At 50.8% G+C, this 17,454-nt stretch carries 17 protein-coding genes and 1 tRNA gene; 11 read left to right on the top strand and 7 right to left on the bottom strand.

The window, feature by feature from the left end; genetic code table 11:
* The first annotated feature begins 444 nt into the window (after window positions 1-444).
* The 3 genes from JW878_09475 (at window position 445) to JW878_09465 (ending at window position 2,746) form a co-directional block, all read left to right on the top strand.
* Complete coding sequence (locus JW878_09475) at window positions 445-1,158, top strand: RNA methyltransferase (protein MBN1763284.1); 714 nt, start codon at window positions 445-447, stop codon at window positions 1,156-1,158.
* Window positions 1,159-1,247: 89 nt separating this feature from the next.
* Complete coding sequence (locus tag JW878_09470) at window positions 1,248-2,162, top strand: tributyrin esterase (GenBank protein MBN1763283.1); 915 nt, start codon at window positions 1,248-1,250, stop codon at window positions 2,160-2,162.
* A gap of 71 nt (window positions 2,163-2,233) precedes the next feature.
* Window positions 2,234-2,746: a hypothetical protein gene (locus tag JW878_09465; protein MBN1763282.1), complete on the top strand. Its 513-nt coding sequence runs from the start codon at window positions 2,234-2,236 to the stop codon at window positions 2,744-2,746.
* Window positions 2,747-2,777: 31 nt separating this feature from the next.
* Here the strand turns inward: JW878_09465 and JW878_09460 are convergent, their stop codons facing one another.
* Both JW878_09460 and JW878_09455 read right to left on the bottom strand, forming a co-directional pair.
* The gene (locus JW878_09460) at window positions 2,778-3,845 is read right to left on the bottom strand and encodes an MSMEG_0568 family radical SAM protein (protein ID MBN1763281.1); all 1,068 of its coding nucleotides are present in this window, start codon (window positions 3,843-3,845) and stop codon (window positions 2,778-2,780) included.
* A complete protein-coding gene (locus JW878_09455; protein MBN1763280.1) occupies window positions 3,821-5,338 on the bottom strand; it encodes a homocysteine biosynthesis protein in 1,518 nt (505 codons plus the stop codon). The genes JW878_09460 and JW878_09455 overlap by 25 nt, the downstream gene beginning before the upstream one ends.
* A gap of 191 nt (window positions 5,339-5,529) precedes the next feature.
* Between JW878_09455 and JW878_09450 the strand changes: the two genes are divergently transcribed.
* Window positions 5,530-5,685, top strand: a complete 156-nt coding sequence (locus JW878_09450; GenBank protein ID MBN1763279.1) for a hypothetical protein — start codon at window positions 5,530-5,532, stop codon at window positions 5,683-5,685.
* A gap of 232 nt (window positions 5,686-5,917) precedes the next feature.
* A complete protein-coding gene (gene xseB, locus JW878_09445; GenBank protein ID MBN1763278.1) occupies window positions 5,918-6,163 on the top strand; it encodes an exodeoxyribonuclease VII small subunit in 246 nt (81 codons plus the stop codon).
* Between the two features lie 15 nt (window positions 6,164-6,178).
* On the opposite strand, the gene JW878_09440 is transcribed toward xseB, so the two are convergent.
* Both JW878_09440 and mutS read right to left on the bottom strand, forming a co-directional pair.
* Entirely contained in the window at window positions 6,179-6,742 is a 564-nt protein-coding gene (locus JW878_09440; protein MBN1763277.1) for a TOBE domain-containing protein, read from the bottom strand.
* 57 nt (window positions 6,743-6,799) lie between these two features.
* A complete protein-coding gene (gene mutS, locus JW878_09435; GenBank protein MBN1763276.1) occupies window positions 6,800-9,394 on the bottom strand; it encodes a DNA mismatch repair protein MutS in 2,595 nt (864 codons plus the stop codon).
* A gap of 113 nt (window positions 9,395-9,507) precedes the next feature.
* Between mutS and JW878_09430 the strand changes: the two genes are divergently transcribed.
* A tRNA-Arg gene (locus tag JW878_09430) sits at window positions 9,508-9,582 on the top strand.
* Window positions 9,583-9,783: 201 nt separating this feature from the next.
* Here JW878_09430 and JW878_09425 read toward each other — a convergent pair.
* Together JW878_09425 and JW878_09420 are read right to left on the bottom strand one after the other, a co-directional pair.
* A complete protein-coding gene (locus JW878_09425; protein MBN1763275.1) occupies window positions 9,784-11,526 on the bottom strand; it encodes a cation:proton antiporter in 1,743 nt (580 codons plus the stop codon).
* Between the two features lie 372 nt (window positions 11,527-11,898).
* A complete protein-coding gene (locus tag JW878_09420; protein ID MBN1763274.1) occupies window positions 11,899-13,380 on the bottom strand; it encodes a 2-isopropylmalate synthase in 1,482 nt (493 codons plus the stop codon).
* A gap of 395 nt (window positions 13,381-13,775) precedes the next feature.
* On the opposite strand from JW878_09420, the gene JW878_09415 reads away from it, so the two are divergent.
* Complete coding sequence (locus JW878_09415; protein ID MBN1763273.1) at window positions 13,776-14,153, top strand: demethoxyubiquinone hydroxylase family protein; 378 nt, start codon at window positions 13,776-13,778, stop codon at window positions 14,151-14,153.
* Window positions 14,154-14,189: 36 nt separating this feature from the next.
* Window positions 14,190-14,669, top strand: a complete 480-nt coding sequence (locus JW878_09410; protein ID MBN1763272.1) for a flavodoxin family protein — start codon at window positions 14,190-14,192, stop codon at window positions 14,667-14,669.
* Between the two features lie 151 nt (window positions 14,670-14,820).
* On the opposite strand, the gene JW878_09405 is transcribed toward JW878_09410, so the two are convergent.
* The gene (locus JW878_09405; protein MBN1763271.1) at window positions 14,821-15,507 is read right to left on the bottom strand and encodes a hypothetical protein; all 687 of its coding nucleotides are present in this window, start codon (window positions 15,505-15,507) and stop codon (window positions 14,821-14,823) included.
* A gap of 309 nt (window positions 15,508-15,816) precedes the next feature.
* Here JW878_09405 and JW878_09400 point away from each other — a divergent pair, with 309 nt between their 5' ends.
* From JW878_09400 to JW878_09390, 3 genes are read left to right on the top strand one after another with little or no spacing between them, the layout of a single operon-like run.
* Window positions 15,817-16,095, top strand: coding sequence for a DUF5371 family protein (locus tag JW878_09400; GenBank protein ID MBN1763270.1), 279 nt, complete (start codon window positions 15,817-15,819; stop codon window positions 16,093-16,095).
* On the top strand, window positions 16,092-16,409 hold the full coding sequence (locus JW878_09395; protein MBN1763269.1) for a hypothetical protein: 318 nt from the start codon (window positions 16,092-16,094) through the stop codon (window positions 16,407-16,409). The genes JW878_09400 and JW878_09395 overlap by 4 nt, the downstream gene beginning before the upstream one ends.
* 11 nt (window positions 16,410-16,420) lie before the next feature.
* Complete coding sequence (locus JW878_09390) at window positions 16,421-16,918, top strand: type IV pilin (protein ID MBN1763268.1); 498 nt, start codon at window positions 16,421-16,423, stop codon at window positions 16,916-16,918.
* Window positions 16,919-17,454 lie beyond the last annotated feature (536 nt).

The following is a 17,454-nucleotide window of genomic DNA, read 5'->3' as shown; positions in this document are numbered from 1 at the left end:
TCCTCCTTTACAGAAAAAGAAAGAAAAGAGGACTCATAAAAACGAATACATCGATGTGTAACCTTTTTTGGTTTACTTAACAGTTTTTGGGCGAAAGCACTGCCGCTCACGGTGTAAGCCGATTGATTGGTTCGACTATACGAGTGCTCAGATGATGATCTTCGCATGCGAAGACAGGGCCTCACGAAGAAAGGATCCTCTCGCTCTGGTAGGTGAATTCGCACGCACGTGCGAGACAGACAACTAACTGCGAAGCGAACGTATCCTTCCTTGGACTGCCGTTGCTCGCGTGGAACGAACGGGGGGGGGAAAGTTTATGAAGGGGCAATCTCTTGAGGATAATAGACGAAATGCTATTGGGACCGCAAACAGCAAGATAGCGATAAAAAGAGGAGCAGGAGAACGGACGCTTGCTTCGTTTCACGTGTCAAAGGAGCCAACCGTATGGAAGTCAGGACAATTCTTGTGGAGCCGAAGAACGAGGAGAATATAGGCGCGGTAGCGCGCGCAACGAAGAACTTCGGCTTCTCAGACCTCTGCCTCGTCAGGCCACCAGATATCGGTAAGAAGGCGTACTCGGTCGCTTCACACGCGTACGAGCTCCTCAGTACATGCACCATAGTGAACTCAGTAGAAGCAGCGACCGCAGGCTCTGCCCTTGTCGCGGGCACTACCTCAAAGCTCGGCTTTTCCGCTCATCGACACATGAGAATGCCTTTTTTCTCACCCCACGACCTGAGGGAGAAGGTGAAAGGCAAAGACGGCACGTTATCGCTCCTATTCGGTCGAGAGGACACGGGGCTCTTGAACGAGGAGATTATGCAGTGTGATCTGGTTGTTTCTATTCCCACGAGTCCCGTCTATCCCGTGATGAACCTTTCACATGCCGTTGCGGTCCTCCTGTACGAATTGCGGGACGCGGAGTCTGATTCGGGAGCGCGCCTCTTAGCATGTGTAGAGGATAAAGAGCGGTTATTTGTGCATCTGAGAACGTTCCTCGACGAGATCCAGTACCGGGAGCACAAACGGGAAAAGACCATGCTCATGCTCCGGAGAATACTGGGCAGAGCAGAACTCACCCCGCGAGAAGTCCGAACGCTGCACGGGATCCTGAGCAAAGCAGAAAGGAAGATAGAGCGCGAAGAAGACGCACCGTAAGTATTCCTCAATCTATGATTCCGTGCCTGCAATAAAATCCGATACTAACGTTAAAGCTCATGCACAAGTATTAGTGGGGAGGGATGTAAATGGAGCTGAAACTGAGTTCGCCACAGGACTGCATTGGAGACTTCACGTATAACTTTATCTGGCAGCACAAAGGAGCGAAGCTGAAGCCTGAAGCTCCGATCCCAGCGCAGATCGATACGAGTTATACGTATCAAGAGGTAGTGGAAGCCCTGAAAAGCGGTGAGAACGTGCGTATCAAGGGCGACGTGGGCACGAGGATTGGATCGAGTTTGGGTGTTGACCTTGTCTATTTCGGCGGTAAGGGAAAGGAGCTGCCTGCGGTGGGGTCGATCCTAGTGGAGAACAATGCCGGCTCGCATCTCGGCTTGAGTATGCTGTCAGGTGCGATCTACGTCAAAGGAGACGTTGCTGAACCACTGGGCAATATCGTGCAGGTGGAATCCGATTTGGATGGCTACAAGAAATTCGTCGCGATCACCTGGCTCTTGCACCACCCGGAAGAGCGCGCGCGGAACGCGCTACTGGCACCGAACGAGTTCAAAGACGGTGCGCTGGTGCTTGCTGATCGAATCGTGAGGCATACGCTCGCGGCACGCTGCACGACTGACTCAACGGTGCGCGTAAAGGGCAATGTGGGGATAAGCGTCGGGATCCTGATGCGCAAAGGGCAGGTCGTTGTAGACGGGAATGCCGGTATGAACGCGGCGGCGCTGCTTAATGGCGGTACCGTGGTGGTACTCGGCGCTGCTGCGGAATTCCTGGGCGTGGAGCTGCGCAAGGGCGTGATCTTCGTGAAGGGCAGCGTAAAAGGCTACGTCGGCGCTAAAATGACTGGTGGACGGATCATATGCAAGAGGACAAAGCCGATTCCGCCCGCGAGAGAGACACAATTGGAGAGAGAGGATCAGGCGTTGCTGTCGCGCTATGGTGTTGCCGGGATGATGGCAATGAATTATGGCAGGTATGAGGTGTGATGACCTGCTCTGAAGCGAAGAAGAACCGCTCAGGGTAAGGTACAGAGTATCAAGCGTTAAGGTTATTATTCATGCAAGAGAGTGTAGCTGATATGGAAGCCGATGAGCTGATGCGAGAATATGAAGTGGAAATCGAGAGGCCGTGGATAAAGAATAAAATGGCGTTCTTAAAGCATGGTTCAAGGGGGGAGCTCGAAGCGATCAGAGAAATTGTTCGGTTTAAGACGCCTGAACCAAATAAGATCGATGCGTTTATACGCATTTGTGAGAGCAGAGTAGACAGATTGAACAGCTTTTCAAGCGGTCTGATGACATTTGTAAGTGTTGCTCTGGCTACTTTTACTTTCAGTATCACCTTTTTATTTGGTACAATGAAAGAGATCAAGACTATACCAAAAAATTCGCTTATACCTGTCATCACTTGGTATTTTGATTCCCCTGAATATTTAATATGGAAATTTATAATGACTATTCTTTTGTTTCTAATCATTACATGTGCGTTCCAATTTTTGCGTTACCGAGCACAAGTAAATGCTTGGTACGCTATTAAAGAAGGACTGCTGCTTGAGAAAAAGGATAGTTAAAACCGAAAGCGAAAACAGCAACAAATAAAAATTATTCAAAATCCGCCAGCGCCGAGCACGCCCTGCACCGCACGCACCCAGCCTTGCATTTCTTCCAGCTCACGCCGGTCTCGTGCAGTATCTCCGCAACGCGTTCGTAAAGCTGACGCATCCGTTCAGGACTTGGTGGTCTCTCATGCTCCAGCATCGAGCCGGGTATCGGCCGTAGCGGTACGATAAACGGATAAACGCCAAGTTCAGCCAGCAACCTGCTGCCCTCAACGATCGATTGATCACTCTCTCCTAATCCCACAATTACAAAACTGCTCACCTGGCTCTCGCCGAAAATCGCTACAGCACGCTTCCACGCGTCTATAAAATGCTTGAAGGGTAGCTCGGCCTTGCAGGGGGTCACCTCGTGTTGCACCTGCTTATCAAAGCACTCAACATGGATCCCTACCGTGTCGACCATGTCTGAAAGAAGGTCCATCCTCTTCAGGTCTTTTGGCGGCTCGAACTGCGCGTGGATCGGCAAGTCAGTCGCTTCTTTTATCGCTTTCGCCACTTGTGCAAGATGACCTATGCCCTTGTCTGGCGTGGCGGGCGTACCGGTAGTTAGCGTCACGTGCGTTACGTGGTCTAATTCTACCGCAGCACGCGCCACTTCGGCCAGCTGCTCCGGTGTCTTCTTCGGTATCGTTGCACCGCTTTGCAGCGAGAGTTCAATTGCGCAGAACTTGCACCTCTGGGGCGTATTCCAGTACCTGCAGGTCTGGATCGTCGTCGTCGCTAAGCAATCCATGCCGTGCAGTAACGCGATTTTATAGTAGGGGATGCCGTCCTCTGTGGTCAGCTCCTGAAACTTCGTGGTGGGAAAGCGCACTTCCGCGATTCGCTCGCCGTCTCGCTTGAGTACGTACTTGTTGTCCTCGGTATCCAACTGATACGGCGACTGGGCGACAAACCAGCTCTGCGTAGCAACATTCGCGACCGTGTCGCTGATGATGAACATGCCGCCAGCGGCAGGGCCCGCGCCTGCTCGCCTGCCTTTCTCCACGCCTGATACCTGCGCACCAAGGCATAACAAGTCTACTTTTAAATCCCGAATTTCCATTGCCACTTCTTCTTCCTTATCAATCGTGTGATCCCGTCGCTTGTTACCATGCCGATAACCTTTCGCTTCTCGTCGATGACCGGCAATGCGGATATGTTACTGCGCTCCATCTTCCGAATCACCAGCTCGAGCGGCTCGTCTAAAACCGCGGTTATCACTTTCTTCGTCATTATATCCGCCAATTCTGCGTGCCGCTTCGCCACTGCCGCGGCTATATCCCACGCGGTTATCAACCCTGCCAGTTTCTCATCGTCCGATATAACAGGTATATGCGTAGATTGGGATTCCATTATCAGTTGTGCCGCGTCTGCTATACTTGCGCTCTCGCGTATGGTCGCCATGTCTCGTATCATGACGTCTTTCACCAGCGGGAGTTCGGTCTGTTTCATCGGTTTGGAGACGGTATCTGTTGGCAACCGCTCTATCGGCAGCGAGAGCAAAAATTCGCCTCGTTCCACTCGGGTCTTCAATTCATCCGCTACTCTTTGTGCCATGAGAAAGCTTGAGAGCGGCGACGTATGCGCTTCCTTGCCCTCTAATTCTATCACACCTGATTTTAGCTCTTCATAGGTGACCGTTCGCAATACCGGTCGCTCTCGTCTGCCAACACCGTAATCAATCACGTCGGTAACAAGATCAGCGTCGCTTATCGCGGTCTTCTTCGCCATTCGCTCGCTCAAAATCGGTATCGGTATGCCTATGCCCACGTACAGGGTAGCGCCGTAGCCGTAGAAGGTGGCGCCCTTCAGGAATTCCGCATTCATGTCCTTCAGATTGCCCGTGACCATGAGCGTGCCGAAGCGGTTAACAGGATCGTGTTGCGTTCCCAGCCCCACCACATATCCGCCGGCACCACAGAGAAAAATACGCGTGCCTATACCGATGGTTTCGAAATCGGGATCGTTAGAAAGCGGTGAGAGTGCACCGGCACCGGAATAATTCACGTTTCGATACTGGGGAAGCAGCGTACCCATGTAGGTGTATAACGTCCTGTCCGTGGAGTTTGTCGCACAGGCATACCGCTGATACGCGTTCCGCGGGTTGAACATAATCGCCTGATTCAAGTCTTCGAGCGTAATGGTGGTTTCTAATTCTTTACGCGGATAGCAGTCCGTGCCATAGCTTGTAGCTCGCAGTTGTATCGACTTGCCCGCGGCTAAATCCTCGATGACGTGCCCGCCGCCGTAATTCATCCCTTTGTCCTCGGACGATTGCGTCGCGCCGAGATACGCATCGACCGCGGCAATACCAGCATACGCCTCCACCTCGTTGAGCCATACCCGCTGCATTCGTATCGGAGGATCGGAATGCCCGAAGTTAAGGAAGACGCCAGAAGAGCACATAGGGCCAAACGTCCCGGTCGTGACAACGTCCACTTCTTTCGCCGCTTTCTCCGCACCCAGTTCGCTCACGATTTCGCCCATTCTGTCCGCCGTTACGACATGAACACTGCCATCTTCAATTCGCTCGTTTATCTCCGCTATGCTCTTCTCAGTCATCGCATCCACCTACCTATACGAACGCAAACCTTTAAAATCTTACGGATTGATTCTCTGGTACCCATTTGCATCGTGTAGTTTCACGATCTCTTCCTCATTGTATCGCTTCTGCCCTAACAGCACTTTGATAAATTCGTGCGTAACAATGCAGTTCGCCGCAGCTTCTGCCACACGGAGGCTATGTTTTTAATATGAAAAGTGTGGTGAAAGGTGGAATAAGGATTTCACGGCGAACGAACGACGGACGGGTAAAAAAGACGATAAAGATAAAGAGTCATGTGGACTTAACGAACGGCTCTATCGCTACCGCCAGTCAAGGTTTTTGGTTACTTCGTGTAATTGAATGAATGTGCGGTAGTTAGGTGTGATATTCAACTCGTGCATCAGAGGGATCAGCACCGCGATGTTATAAGCTCTCAGTTTTCATAGCAACTCGTTTATCAGTGCCGTGTCGTTCTACGGCTGCTATAGAACAGGAAAATCACGGTTTTTGCTCCACAAAAACCTTTACTAACCTACAACTTATAGACTATTCAGCGCACACAGATTTTTTGAAGGGGGTTTGGGGGTCAAGGTAAAATGGAAGAAGGAGCAGGAGAGGAAGAGTTATCGTTTGAAGCCGCGCTGAAGCGGTTAGAGGAGATCGTGGAGACGCTGGGTGAAGGCAATCTCTCGCTGGAAGAGTCACTGAAGATGTTTCAGGAGGGCATGGAGCTCTGTAAGGTCTGCAACACGAAGTTAGACGAGGCGGAATACAAAGTGGAGAAGCTGATGGAGAAGGAAGGCGGCGAAATCGGCGTTGAGGGATTCGAAGTAAAAGAGTAAGTAAGCTTCAGACCGTTACTTTTTGGCGACCATAACCTCCGTCGATTTTATTACGGCTTCTATTTCATCGCCGATCCTCAAGTCGAGTTCATCCACGGCATTCTTCGTGATCAACGCGGTGATAACCGTCGGCGTTTCCACCTTGATCCGCACAGAAGCGGCAATATCGTCTTTCTCAAGCTTCTTCACCTCGCCCTTGAGTTTATTCATCGTGCTTATCTTCAGGTGCAGCGCTTCCCAGAATTCCTCATCTGCCGATAAACCCTCTAAATAACTTTCGTAGCGCTCAAATTCGTGTAAAATGCGCGCGCCTTCGTCAGTCAGCTCGGCACCGCCGCCGCCATGCGCACCGCCGCGATACGTCTTCACCACGGGTATGCCGACCGCTTGCTCGATCTTCCGTATGTGCTCCCAGGCAGACCGATACGGGATAGCAAGCTTATCCGCAGCCTTCCGGATCGACTGCAACTCCTGAATCTCCCGGAGCAGTCTCGCTCGACCTTCGCCCAGGATCGCCTGACCATGGTGCGCGAGCCACGGCTTATACCGCGATTCGTATTTTCGGCTTGATGTTGGCATGTGTATTGAATACAAAGTCTGAAAGCTTAAAATAACTTATTGTGTGTAGCTCATACTTCACAGCTTCTTCTTCAGTGCGTGCAGCAGGTTTAACGCTTCTATTGGCGAGATCAGCTCCACGTTTAGCGTTTTCAGCTCATCGAGCACCGGGTGCTCCCGTACTTCCGTTTTCACCGTTACCGCTTCCTTTTCGCGCGCTTCTTCTTCTTCTTTTGTTCGTGCTCCCGCCGCGCTTGCTCGTTCCAACTCGCTTTCCATCCGCGTTAAAACATTTTTCGCCGTGTCGATTACCTCGTCAGGCAAGCCGGCGAGTTTCGCCACCTGTATCCCATAGCTCTTTGAGCCTCGGCCTTCCACGACCTTTCGTATAAAGAACACCTCATCCGCAACTTCTTTGATTGAGACATTGTAGCATTTTACGCTGTCAAACAGATCAGCAAGCTCCGTGAGCTCGTAGAAGTGCGTGGCAAACAGTGTTTTCGCTTTTATCCGCTCATGCAGGTATTCGCCGACCGCCCATGCGATACTCACGCCGTCCACCGTGCTAGTGCCTCGTCCGATCTCATCAAGAATTATCAGGCTTCGTTCGGTCGCATTGTTCAGGATATTCGCCGTCTCGCTCATCTCCACCATGAACGAACTCTGACCCATGGAGAGGTCATCGTACGCGCCGACACGCGTAAAAATTCGATCGACAACGCCGATCTTCGCCGCATGCGCAGGCACGAACGAGCCAAGCTGCGCCATGAGCACGATTAAAGCAGTCTGACGCATGAACGTGGATTTACCGCTCATATTCGGCCCCGTAATAATCATCAGCCGATTAGTCTTGCCAATTCGGATATCGTTCGGCACGAATCCCTCCTTTACCTCCTTCTCGACGACCGGATGCCTGCCTGCGGTTATAACTATCTCATCACCGTCATCCACCTCAGGGCAGCAATAGCCGTTCTCCGCCGCAGCGTCTGCAAACGCCACAAGCACGTCCAGTTCGGCAATGGAATTCGCAGCCTCCTGTATCTCCTTCGAACGTTTCGCAACGGCTTTCCTTGTCTGTTCGAACAGCTCGTACTCCAGCTCCTTTATCCGCTCCTCCGCGCTTAACGCCTTCGCCTCGTACTCCTTCAGATCCTCCGTTATGTACCGTTCCGCCCCGGTAAGCGTCTGTTTCCTTATGTACGAATCGGGCACCTGCCCCTCCCAGGTCTTCCGCACTTCAACGTAATATCCGAAGACCTTGTTATAGCCCACTTTGAGCGATTTAATCCCTGTATTTGCCTTCTCCCGCTCCTCAAATTCCGCTAACCATCTTCGGCCTTCGTGCTTTATCGTTCTCAACTCGTCCAGCTCGGCATTGTAGCCCTTCTTCATCAAGCCGCCTTCCTTTACCGTTATCGGCGGCTCTTCCACGATTCCGCGCTCTATTAGCTCCACAACCTCAGCGAATACCGGTGATTTTAGCGCTTTACGCGCGTTCTTTACCGTTTCCGACCGGCACTTCTTTAAGAGCTCACGCAACTCGTTCAGCTGCAGTAACGACCGCTTGAGCGAAATCAAGTCGCGAGCATTCGCGTTTCCATAGGAGACACGGCTGATTATCCGCTCGATATCGTAAATCTCCTTGAAGACGCCCTTTACCGATTCCCGGAGGAGTATGTCCGCATAAAACTCCTGTACCGCTTCTTGTCTCCTTTTTATCTCCGCTGTATCGAGCAAGGGAAACTGCACGTTCTTCTTCAGAAGCCGTGAGCCCATACCGGTAAGCGTTTTGTCCAGCACGCTAATGAGTGTGCCTCGTGGTGTGCCATCCCGGATATTACTGAAGAGTTCGAGGTTTCGCACGGTGACGCTGTCCAGCACGAGGTAATCGGAGACGAAGAAGGTTTTAAGCGGTTTGATGTGAGACAGCACCTTCTTTTGCGTATCACGCAGATACGAGATCACGGCGCCCGCAGCGGTTATGCCCGCTTTGAGCTCACCGCAGCCAAAGCCGTCGAGCGAGATAACGCCGAAATGGTTTATCAGTGTCGTAAAAGCGGTCTTATAATCGAAATAGTAGTCGTCATAGCGCGAAATGGTGCAGACATCCTGCTCAAGCGTGAACTCGAGCAAATCGGGCAGTATCATCTCTGCAGGTCGCACGCGTTCGATTTCGTTCAATAACGAAGCGTGCGTCGCGTCGTCTTCCAGTTCGGTGACTGAGAACTCGCCAGTTGAGACGTCCACGATGGCAACACCCACTTTGCCGTCCCGGAGATTCACGCACGTCAGATAATTGCTGACCCGCTCTTCGAGAAAGGAATCTTCAAGTATCGTGCCGGGCGTAATAAGCCGCACCACCTCTCGCCGTTCTATGTTCTTGCCCTCTTTATCCTCGATCTGCTCGCAGATCGCCACCTTGTAGCCTTTTTTGATGAGTTGCTTGATGTACGGAGTTACAGCATGGAACGGCACGCCAGCCATTGGCGTTTTCCGTGCTGCACCTTTGCCCCTGCCCGTAGCGGTTAACGCAATGTTCAATTCCTTTGAGGCCACCTTCGCATCTTCACCGAACGTCTCATAAAAGTCGCCGACACGGAACAGCACGATCGCATCACGGTATTTCTCCTTTATCTCGTAATACTGCTGCATCATCGGTGTTATCTCTGACATTGAATCGCAACCCCTATCCTATGCTATAGTTTAAGAATCACCTTTTTTCTTCTGATAAAACTTCTCTTTTAGTTGTAACCCCCTATGGGGTGGTGACGAAGCGCGCTCGAAGTGGGCCCGTGGCTTAGCTAGGATAAAGCACCGGCCTTCTAAGCCGGGGATCGCGGGTTCGAATCCCGCCGGGTCCGTTCACTGGGCGGCTGGTAGCACCAAATCCTTCGCTTCTAGTGGGTCGTTGCCAATTATAGTTTTGAAAGCGAATGGCTGCAGATGAGCCTAAGAGGTTTGGAAAGAGTTTGATCGGCAAGCCATCGGAACTACGTGCATGAAGGATTTATTTGGCAGCATAACGGACCGAGAGGGGCCTAAAGTCCTTCCTTTTCCACCCTCTAAAATACCCTCGGTATGAATCTCCATTGAACTTGCCGCATATACGCTTCATATTCGTCCCCGAATTTTTCTCTCATCGCTTGTTCCTCTTTGAGTGCCGTTACTATAATACGCATGACAAAAATAACAACGGGAACTAAAATCCATACAATTCCCCATGCCAATGCAAATCCAAAGTACATCAGTATTAACCCGAGATAACCTGGATGTCTTATCCTTTCATAAATGCCTGTTGTTACTATTGTTTCGATTTGCTCTAATTGTTGATGTGCCTGCTTATGAACGGCATGAGAGGACCTATGTATAAGAAATCCGGTAACGATCAAAATGCCACCAACTATAGTGGAAACCGGTGAATAAGGGATTGTTTGCAGGGAATATAGGGTGCCTATAATGCCTACCACAATCAGTAGAGGCCACTCGATGACCATGCTAATGGTAGGTTTTGCCAGAATATAGTTTTCTAGCAGACCACTTTTAATCACCTTGAATATCCTCAGTATAGCCTGGATGGGGAAGGTCTGTTTGAATTTGGCTAATAGAGGATTCTCCTCTTTGCTCGCGGTAACCGCAATTGCGGTGCTGAATAAGACAGACAGCAATATGACCACGAAGACGATGTTGATTATTAATTCGTTACCAATAACCGTTGCAACGAGTGGTGCCATTGCTGCCGCGGGTATGCCGCGAGGGGCCACATAGTTCACCAGTACTTTGCTGCGGGCGTCCAGCGTGGGGCGTAACTCGCCGAGGAGTGGCATGACGAATGCTTGCCGGGAGACGAGGATAAGTAAGAAGAAGATGAACTCCAGAAGCAGGATTCGCGGCTCAAGGATTAAGAGTACTTGCGCACCGAGAAGCGTGAAAACCGCTATTCTCAGCATTTCTGATAGCGCATCCTCGAACCGGGCCATTTCCTCCTTGAACGGGAAGACACGATTCCCGATTACAAGACCGCAGATACCAACGGCAAGCATGCCTGAGCCACCAACGTTCTCGGCGGCGGCGTACGTGACGAGCGCCAAGGCAAAACTGAGCAACGGGGAATAGTCCTTCAGCATTTTATACAGTAGCTTGCTGATTATGAGGCCGAGTATGAGGCCGGTGCCCACGCCAGCGGCGATGAGCTGCCAGAACTGTGTGAGATACTTGAAAGGCTCTATAGCCGCGCCGGGCGCTCGCTGGATGAGGTCTAAGAAGAGCACGGGTATGAGCAAGCAGAGCGGACTGTTGAAGACGGATTCCACTTTGAGTATCGTTAATACCTCCTCTCTCTTTTGGAGTGTGTCCTTTAGGGCGAAGACGACTGCGGACGACGTGCCGCTCAAGACGGAGCCTAAGAGGAGCGCGGGCACGATGTCGAGGCCAAAGATAAGTGTGGCGGCAACGCCGAAGAGGAGGGTGCTGAAGATCACGCCCGTGATAGCGAGGTTCGTGGCGACGCCTGAGAATCGCTTGAAGACCGTGAAGTTCAAGTGAAACGAACCGGTGAAGATCACCATGATCAGCGCGAGAATCCTGAGAAAGTCGGGCACAACACCCATTGACGCAACATCGACGGGCGTAATGCTCACATACTCCAATACTTTTGGATTCGTCCAGATCGTGGGGCCGAGCAGCAATCCAACGAGGAGCAAAAAGAACGTATCGGGCACTCTCAGCTTTTTAAAGAGGTTCGCGACGAGAACGCCAAGTCCCAACAGGAACGCGAAATGCGTGATAATGACAATCTGTTCGGGCATATCTATCTACCTGCTCTTGAATCTGCCGCCGCCTCAGCGTGCACTTCTCTGCACACCGCCGGCTATTTCATAATCGCTTCCGCTTTTTATATGGCCTTCTGGTAGCTTAAAGGGTTTGATGTTCCCAAAAGTTTGAGCTCTTACTAATGCTTTGTTGGCACGTTAGGAGAAGCTGCCGCTCTCAGCATCTTTGGTAACTTAGGGTAAGGCTGGAGCTGGGGGTAGGAGTAGAAGGTTTAAATTGTTTCGTTTTCCATTCCATACGCTATAGTTGATGACTACCGTAATAGTCCTTAATAAGGGGCCAGACCAGCTTTTTGATGCCAAAGATCTTGCCTTTGCCTCTTAAGTCGGTTTTGGTGAATAATCACCTCACCGATACAGCCTATTAACGCCGTTGATGAGTGCGTACATCGATGCCATGACGATGTCCTCACTCACGCCGCTCGCGGTTATCGTCGTGTCGCCCCGGCTTATCCTCACCACGACATTCACCAACGCGTCCGTCCCACCGGTGATGGCATCCACATGGTACTCTTCAAGCCGGAAATCGTTCATTTCCATTCCCGCCATTGCCTTCCGCAGTGCATTTATCGTCGCATCCACTGGCCCGACACCGACGCCCGCTTCCACGAGCTCCTCGCCGTCGATCTCTAATCGTATCGAGGCCGTTGGGTACACGTTCCGCCCGGATACCATGGATAGATCAATGAGTTTTATCTTCTCCACCCGTTCTATTTTCAGAACGTCCTCGACTATCGCCTGGAAGTCAGAATCCGTGACCAATTTGCCTTTATCACCGAGCTCCTTCACCTTTGTCAGTATCTTCATCATCTGCTCATCATCGGCTTTGATGCCCATATCCTCCAGCACCCGTTTCACCGATGCCTTGCCGGCATGCTTACCGAGGGCGAATCGTCTCGTCCTGCCGATGATCGAGGGCTTTATCGGCTCGTATAGGCTTGTATCCGCCATCGTGCCGTGTACGTGCATGCCCGACTCGTGCGTGAAGGCGTTATCGCCCATTAGCGGCTTGTTCGGAGCAAGCGGCATCTTCGTCAAAGTCCGCACCAACCGTGAAGTCTCATACAGCTTCTCCTTTACGATTCTCGTCTTCATGCCGTACAGCAGCTCCAGAGCGGTCACGACCTCCTCTAAGGATGCATTTCCAGCCCGTTCGCCAAGGCCGTTCACCGTCACGTGCACGCAGCTCGCCCCGGCCTCTACCGCCGCAATGGTGTTCGCAGTGCCCAATCCGAAGTCGTTATGGCAATGCACGGAAACCGGCGTGTCAACCGTGCAAAGAACCTGAAATATCTCCTTTGTGCGCTCCGGATACAACACGCCCACGGTATCGCAGAAGCATAACCGGTCCACAACCGGAGACAACTCGGAGAAGAAGGATTGTAAAAACGTCATATCCGCTCTGGACGCGTCCTCTGAGCTGATCTCCACCGTTAATCCGTGCGCTTTCACGTATTCCGCCATCTCGATCGTCTTCGCTGTCAGCGTTTCCCGATCCATCTTCAACTTCTTCTTTATGTGCGCGTCCGAAACCGGCGCGACCAGATTGACCGCGTCAACATCACAGTGTAGCGCAGCGTCAATATCGCCCTTCAAAAGCCGCGCAAAGGAGCAAATATCAGCCTTTAAACCCTCGTTTGCCACTGCCTTTATCGCTCGCTGCTCGCCTTCCGAAATGATAGCCGTACCTGCCTCAATAATGTCAACGCCAAGCACATCCAGCTGTTTCGCAATCTGCAACTTCTGGTCCGGTGTCAATGACACCCCCGGGGTTTGCTCACCGTCGCGAAGCGTGGTATCCAGAACTTTTATCGTCTTTCCTTCCTCCATAAGCTATCATTCCTCTCTATTTCATCTACTATATGTAGTGACCCTATTTATATATCAACTTAAAAGAAGCTTCATGCTAAAGAAAGATCGATAGCCTTCCGCTAAACGTTCTTGATTCTCTTGATTCCTCTCATGCAACGCAAAGATCACCAAATAGTCACGCCAAACCCCAAAAAAGATGCGTTCGTTCAACCGAAATTTTTTATACTGGTACATCACTATGTTCCTTCATGGACAAGAATATGGAAAAGCCTCCTGAAAAAAGCGATTATGATATCTCAATAATACGGCCAGAGATGCGGGGTGAAGATATCGCGTTAAGAGGTCAGGGAATGTCTCCGGAACGGTTAAAAGGCATTAAGAAAGGATTGCTTACGTTACACACGGCGGAACTGATGGCCGTCAATATCTACAAGTTCCAGATTACGAGCGAACCGAGTGAATTCAATCAGCATTTAATCACCGCGATGTGTAACGAGATGACGCATTTCCAGGATTTTCAGGTCAAACTGTATGAGTACGGCTGGAAACCGAGCAAGCTCAGGTGGATAAATTGGCTCGTCACCGCTACGTTTGCGTACATCTCGCGGCTGCGTGGTAAGAAGGCGATACTCAATACCGGAATCTGGGTGGAGACGAAAGCCGTTACGCATTACGAAGAGTTCCTCAAGACCATTGACTGGGACGAGGACACGCGTAAGATAATTGAGAAGGACCAGGCTGATGAATACGGCCATATCAGCCGCTGGGAAGCGCTTTTGAAGACCGTCTGAGCTCGCTGAGATGAAAGATGTGCACGGTGATAAAAACTGAAGACGCTAATAATTTACGCTTCCACGCATCACGGTAATACGGAAAAGATCGCGCAGGAAATAGCAACTGTCCTTAACGCGGAATTAGTGAACCTGACTGATACTGATGATATTCCTGACCTCGCAGACTATGACCTGATCGGCTTCGGTTCCGGGATCTATTGGGGCAAACACGACCGGAAGTTGTTGGATCTCGTGAGCGGGTTGCCGCGGGTAAACGGCAAGAAGGCGTTCATTTTCTCGACGAGCGGGGTAAACGCGGGTCGTGTTTTTGATCGGCGGTTACGGCGGAACGTATTGGAGCGTGGCTTCGACATTATTGGCGCATTCTCGTGTAAAGGGTTTGATAATGTATGGCCGCTACGGCTGGTAGGCGGGATGAACAAGGGCAGACCAAACGCCAACGATTTGGAAGCGGCCGTGAGCTTCGCAAAAGGTTTGAAGGTAAACTGTAAGGCTTTGCGAACAAAGTCGTAAAAAGCCGGACTGCAAGAGCAGCGCCTCCTGCAGGGCGTTCCACTCCTTTTTCGTATGCTATGCTTCATTCGATTCGTGGCGGTTATGGAGCGCAATGAATTGGCGTTACTGTAGCTTGCTTATATGATTCTACCCTACTGCTTCCCGTCGTTTAAAAAGAATACGGTACCACTCTTGGTTTCGATCGCGATTCTACCCATACAAATATGCAAACGGCAACGGCAACGGGAATAATCAGGGGCAATAAATATGCTGCTACCGTTGCACAGATCGGGAGTTCGTAGCCGAGTGCACCAAACGTAAAGACCGTAACCGTAAAGGCAGCGATGGTTAAAGCGCCAGAGCCAATGCCCTTCAGGAGCACTTTCACGTGACGTCTCGATACGAGGAGTAGAATAAGAATGAGGACGACAAAAGCGGCAAACGCCGTCGTGTTCAGGCAGAGCGCCGAGAAGTAGACCAATGGTAAAAGCAGTAATAACCGCGTTGCCGTGCGTAATGGTTCATTCTGCTCTAAAACGGTTGCTATTGGTGGGCTCGTTACAGCGTAGGTATCAGCGATGAAAGTCCCCGGTGAATTGGTAAGCAGCACGGTATCACGGAACTCGCGCAAAATCGCAAGCGTTTCATTCATCGGCGTGTCATAGGCGACAATTTCGATGAACCCCGGTGTACTACTAGAGCCTTCGCCGACATCCACCAGTGCAGAAGTGCTCAGCGTTCGTGCAGTGCTCGCATCTACGACTCCAACTGCAGTTGCAGTTACCACGAGACAGAGGAGAACTACGACGATTCCTAAACGGGGGAACAAAGCTTCACGCCCACTTACTTTACGCATCGTTCTATTTTAGATACCGATCCATAAGAGAGCAAGGGTTTATAAATGTTTCTGCCAATCGCACCGCCGGCCACAAATTTGTCGTCGTGGGAGCGCTAAAAGTGTGTAAAAAACCTCACGATTGTGGCAGTATTGCTTTATGTGAGCATTAATGCAATCCGTGCGCTATATAAGGAGCGGTTACCAGATGTTTATTCCCAAGGTAAGAGGAGCGGAGCGCGATACACAAGTTCCAGTGGAAACGTACCCCAAAACCTTAAATAGGGTCTCTTCCCATCATGGTGATGAGAGTAACATGGTGAGGGGGTCATGGTGAGGGAGGAATCGGCGGGCATCGTCTTCGCGCAGGTGCCGCTGCTAAAGTCGCAGCTGGAAGCGCTCAAACGACGCTCAGACACGACCACGACGAAAGACGCGCTCCAGGCGGCCGTGACGCATTACCTTAACTGCCCTGCACTGCAGCAGCAGGGACCGACGGGTGGTGAAGAAGGCACCGCAGGCGCGAGAACGGCACCGCCGAGAAAACGGGAAGAGAAGGAGGAGGAGAAGGACTGGTGGTGGTCACCGGGGGAGAAAGCGGAACGATGACGCTGATGATGGATTCGGCGCGGATGCAGGACTGTAGCGGAGATGTACCGGAAACCTGCGCTTTTCATAACTTATTGTCACGAGCCGTCTTCGGCTTTGACCGACCTTTAAAACCTTTAACTTTAAAGGTTGTGAAGAATACCTATAGTAGAGTAGGGAAGGGACCTGTGCTATCTTTCTTTAGTAAAGGTTTCTTTACACTTTCTTTCTACGAGAAAGAACCTGTGCTAAGAAAGAAAAGGGTGAAAAACCGAGACTACTTTTTAGGCAAGGGTTTTTTTTTGCTGAAGGCAAAGAAAAGTTTTAGGAGGTGATAACGAAAAAAATGAACACAACGAAAAGAAGTTTGAAGAAAGACGAGAAAGCAGTTTCGCCGGTCATCGGTGTGATCATGATGATCGCGATCGTGGTGATCATCGCCGCGGTCGTCGCGGCATTCGCCTACGGGATCATCGGCGGCGTGAAGAAAGCGCCCAGCACCGCTCTGGTGGTTGAAGGTGTCAAAGTTGGAAGTAACGTAAATGTAACGATCTTCCATCACGGTGGTGATACGATCTCCGCGGCGTTTAAAGCGGCTACAGGGAACGCTTCTGATAAATGGGATAATATACAGGTGAGACAAAACGGGGCAACACTTGATGGCACTAGCGCACCGTATATGGAGCTAAATGGTGACGAGTGCAATGTCACCGTGTGGGGTACCAGTTTCGCACCGGGAGACCAGCTCAAGATCCAATTTGCGAGCCTCTCTGAAGACGATTCGATCGTCATACTGCACGTGCCCAGTGACAATATCCTGCAGCGAATCACCGTAACGGGCTAAAGCGAGACATAAACAAGCTAAGCAAACGCAAATGCGAAAGACAACTAAAGAAGGATAAGAGGAGGATGCTTGCTTCTCTCTGTGTGAGAGAAAGAAGCCGAGTCCCCTTATCTCACAACTTTTTTACCTTTGTGGGACTCGGTCCCACGACCCAGCAAGCCCTGTAAGGGCTTAGTAAAAACCTTGACTAAAAACAAACCCCATTGTTTTTCTTTTAGCACAGGTTTTCTTTTTGATAAAAAAGAAAAAGTGTGTTGACGAAAGAAACTCTTTGATTTTTTTCTTTACCACTGTCAGGTGCTAGCTGCTCACCTCACCTCGTGTGCCACAATTTTTTGGTAGGAACTCTCCTCTTTTGAGGAAGGGAGGCAGAAGATTCACGGGTATAGGTTTTGATGGGGTTCCAGTGGTCAGATGACCGAAAAGCTTTTATATACCCTCCCATTACTTAATTATAGTGATAAAAATGGCTGAACTACCTTTAGCACCTATAACCAGGATAGTAAGGAACGCAGGAGCGGACAGAGTGAGTGAAG

The organism is Methanomicrobia archaeon (genome assembly GCA_016930255.1).
Lineage (GTDB): Archaea > Halobacteriota > Syntropharchaeia > Alkanophagales > Methanospirareceae > JACGMN01.
Note: the sequence above shows the minus strand (reverse complement) of the source record. Positions and strands in the feature narration are given on the sequence as shown.

What these genes read in the sequence shown, in the direction of transcription:
- xseB (MBN1763278.1), top strand. Translation starts at nt 5,918, where the DNA reads ATGGAAGAAGGAGCAGGAGAGGAAGAGTTATCGTTTGAAGCCGCGCTG.
- JW878_09440 (MBN1763277.1), bottom strand. Translation starts at nt 6,742, where the DNA reads ATGCCAACATCAAGCCGAAAATACGAATCGCGGTATAAGCCGTGGCTC.
- JW878_09390 (MBN1763268.1), top strand. Translation starts at nt 16,421, where the DNA reads ATGAACACAACGAAAAGAAGTTTGAAGAAAGACGAGAAAGCAGTTTCG.
- JW878_09400 (MBN1763270.1), top strand. Translation starts at nt 15,817, where the DNA reads ATGGTGAGGGAGGAATCGGCGGGCATCGTCTTCGCGCAGGTGCCGCTG.
- JW878_09455 (MBN1763280.1), bottom strand. Translation starts at nt 5,338, where the DNA reads ATGACTGAGAAGAGCATAGCGGAGATAAACGAGCGAATTGAAGATGGC.
- mutS (MBN1763276.1), bottom strand. Translation starts at nt 9,394, where the DNA reads ATGTCAGAGATAACACCGATGATGCAGCAGTATTACGAGATAAAGGAG.
- JW878_09470 (MBN1763283.1), top strand. Translation starts at nt 1,248, where the DNA reads ATGGAGCTGAAACTGAGTTCGCCACAGGACTGCATTGGAGACTTCACG.
- JW878_09475 (MBN1763284.1), top strand. Translation starts at nt 445, where the DNA reads ATGGAAGTCAGGACAATTCTTGTGGAGCCGAAGAACGAGGAGAATATA.
- JW878_09465 (MBN1763282.1), top strand. Translation starts at nt 2,234, where the DNA reads ATGCAAGAGAGTGTAGCTGATATGGAAGCCGATGAGCTGATGCGAGAA.
- JW878_09395 (MBN1763269.1), top strand. Translation starts at nt 16,092, where the DNA reads ATGACGCTGATGATGGATTCGGCGCGGATGCAGGACTGTAGCGGAGAT.
- JW878_09415 (MBN1763273.1), top strand. Translation starts at nt 13,776, where the DNA reads ATGGCCGTCAATATCTACAAGTTCCAGATTACGAGCGAACCGAGTGAA.
- JW878_09420 (MBN1763274.1), bottom strand. Translation starts at nt 13,380, where the DNA reads ATGGAGGAAGGAAAGACGATAAAAGTTCTGGATACCACGCTTCGCGAC.
- JW878_09425 (MBN1763275.1), bottom strand. Translation starts at nt 11,526, where the DNA reads ATGCCCGAACAGATTGTCATTATCACGCATTTCGCGTTCCTGTTGGGA.
- JW878_09450 (MBN1763279.1), top strand. Translation starts at nt 5,530, where the DNA reads ATGAAAAGTGTGGTGAAAGGTGGAATAAGGATTTCACGGCGAACGAAC.
- JW878_09405 (MBN1763271.1), bottom strand. Translation starts at nt 15,507, where the DNA reads ATGCGTAAAGTAAGTGGGCGTGAAGCTTTGTTCCCCCGTTTAGGAATC.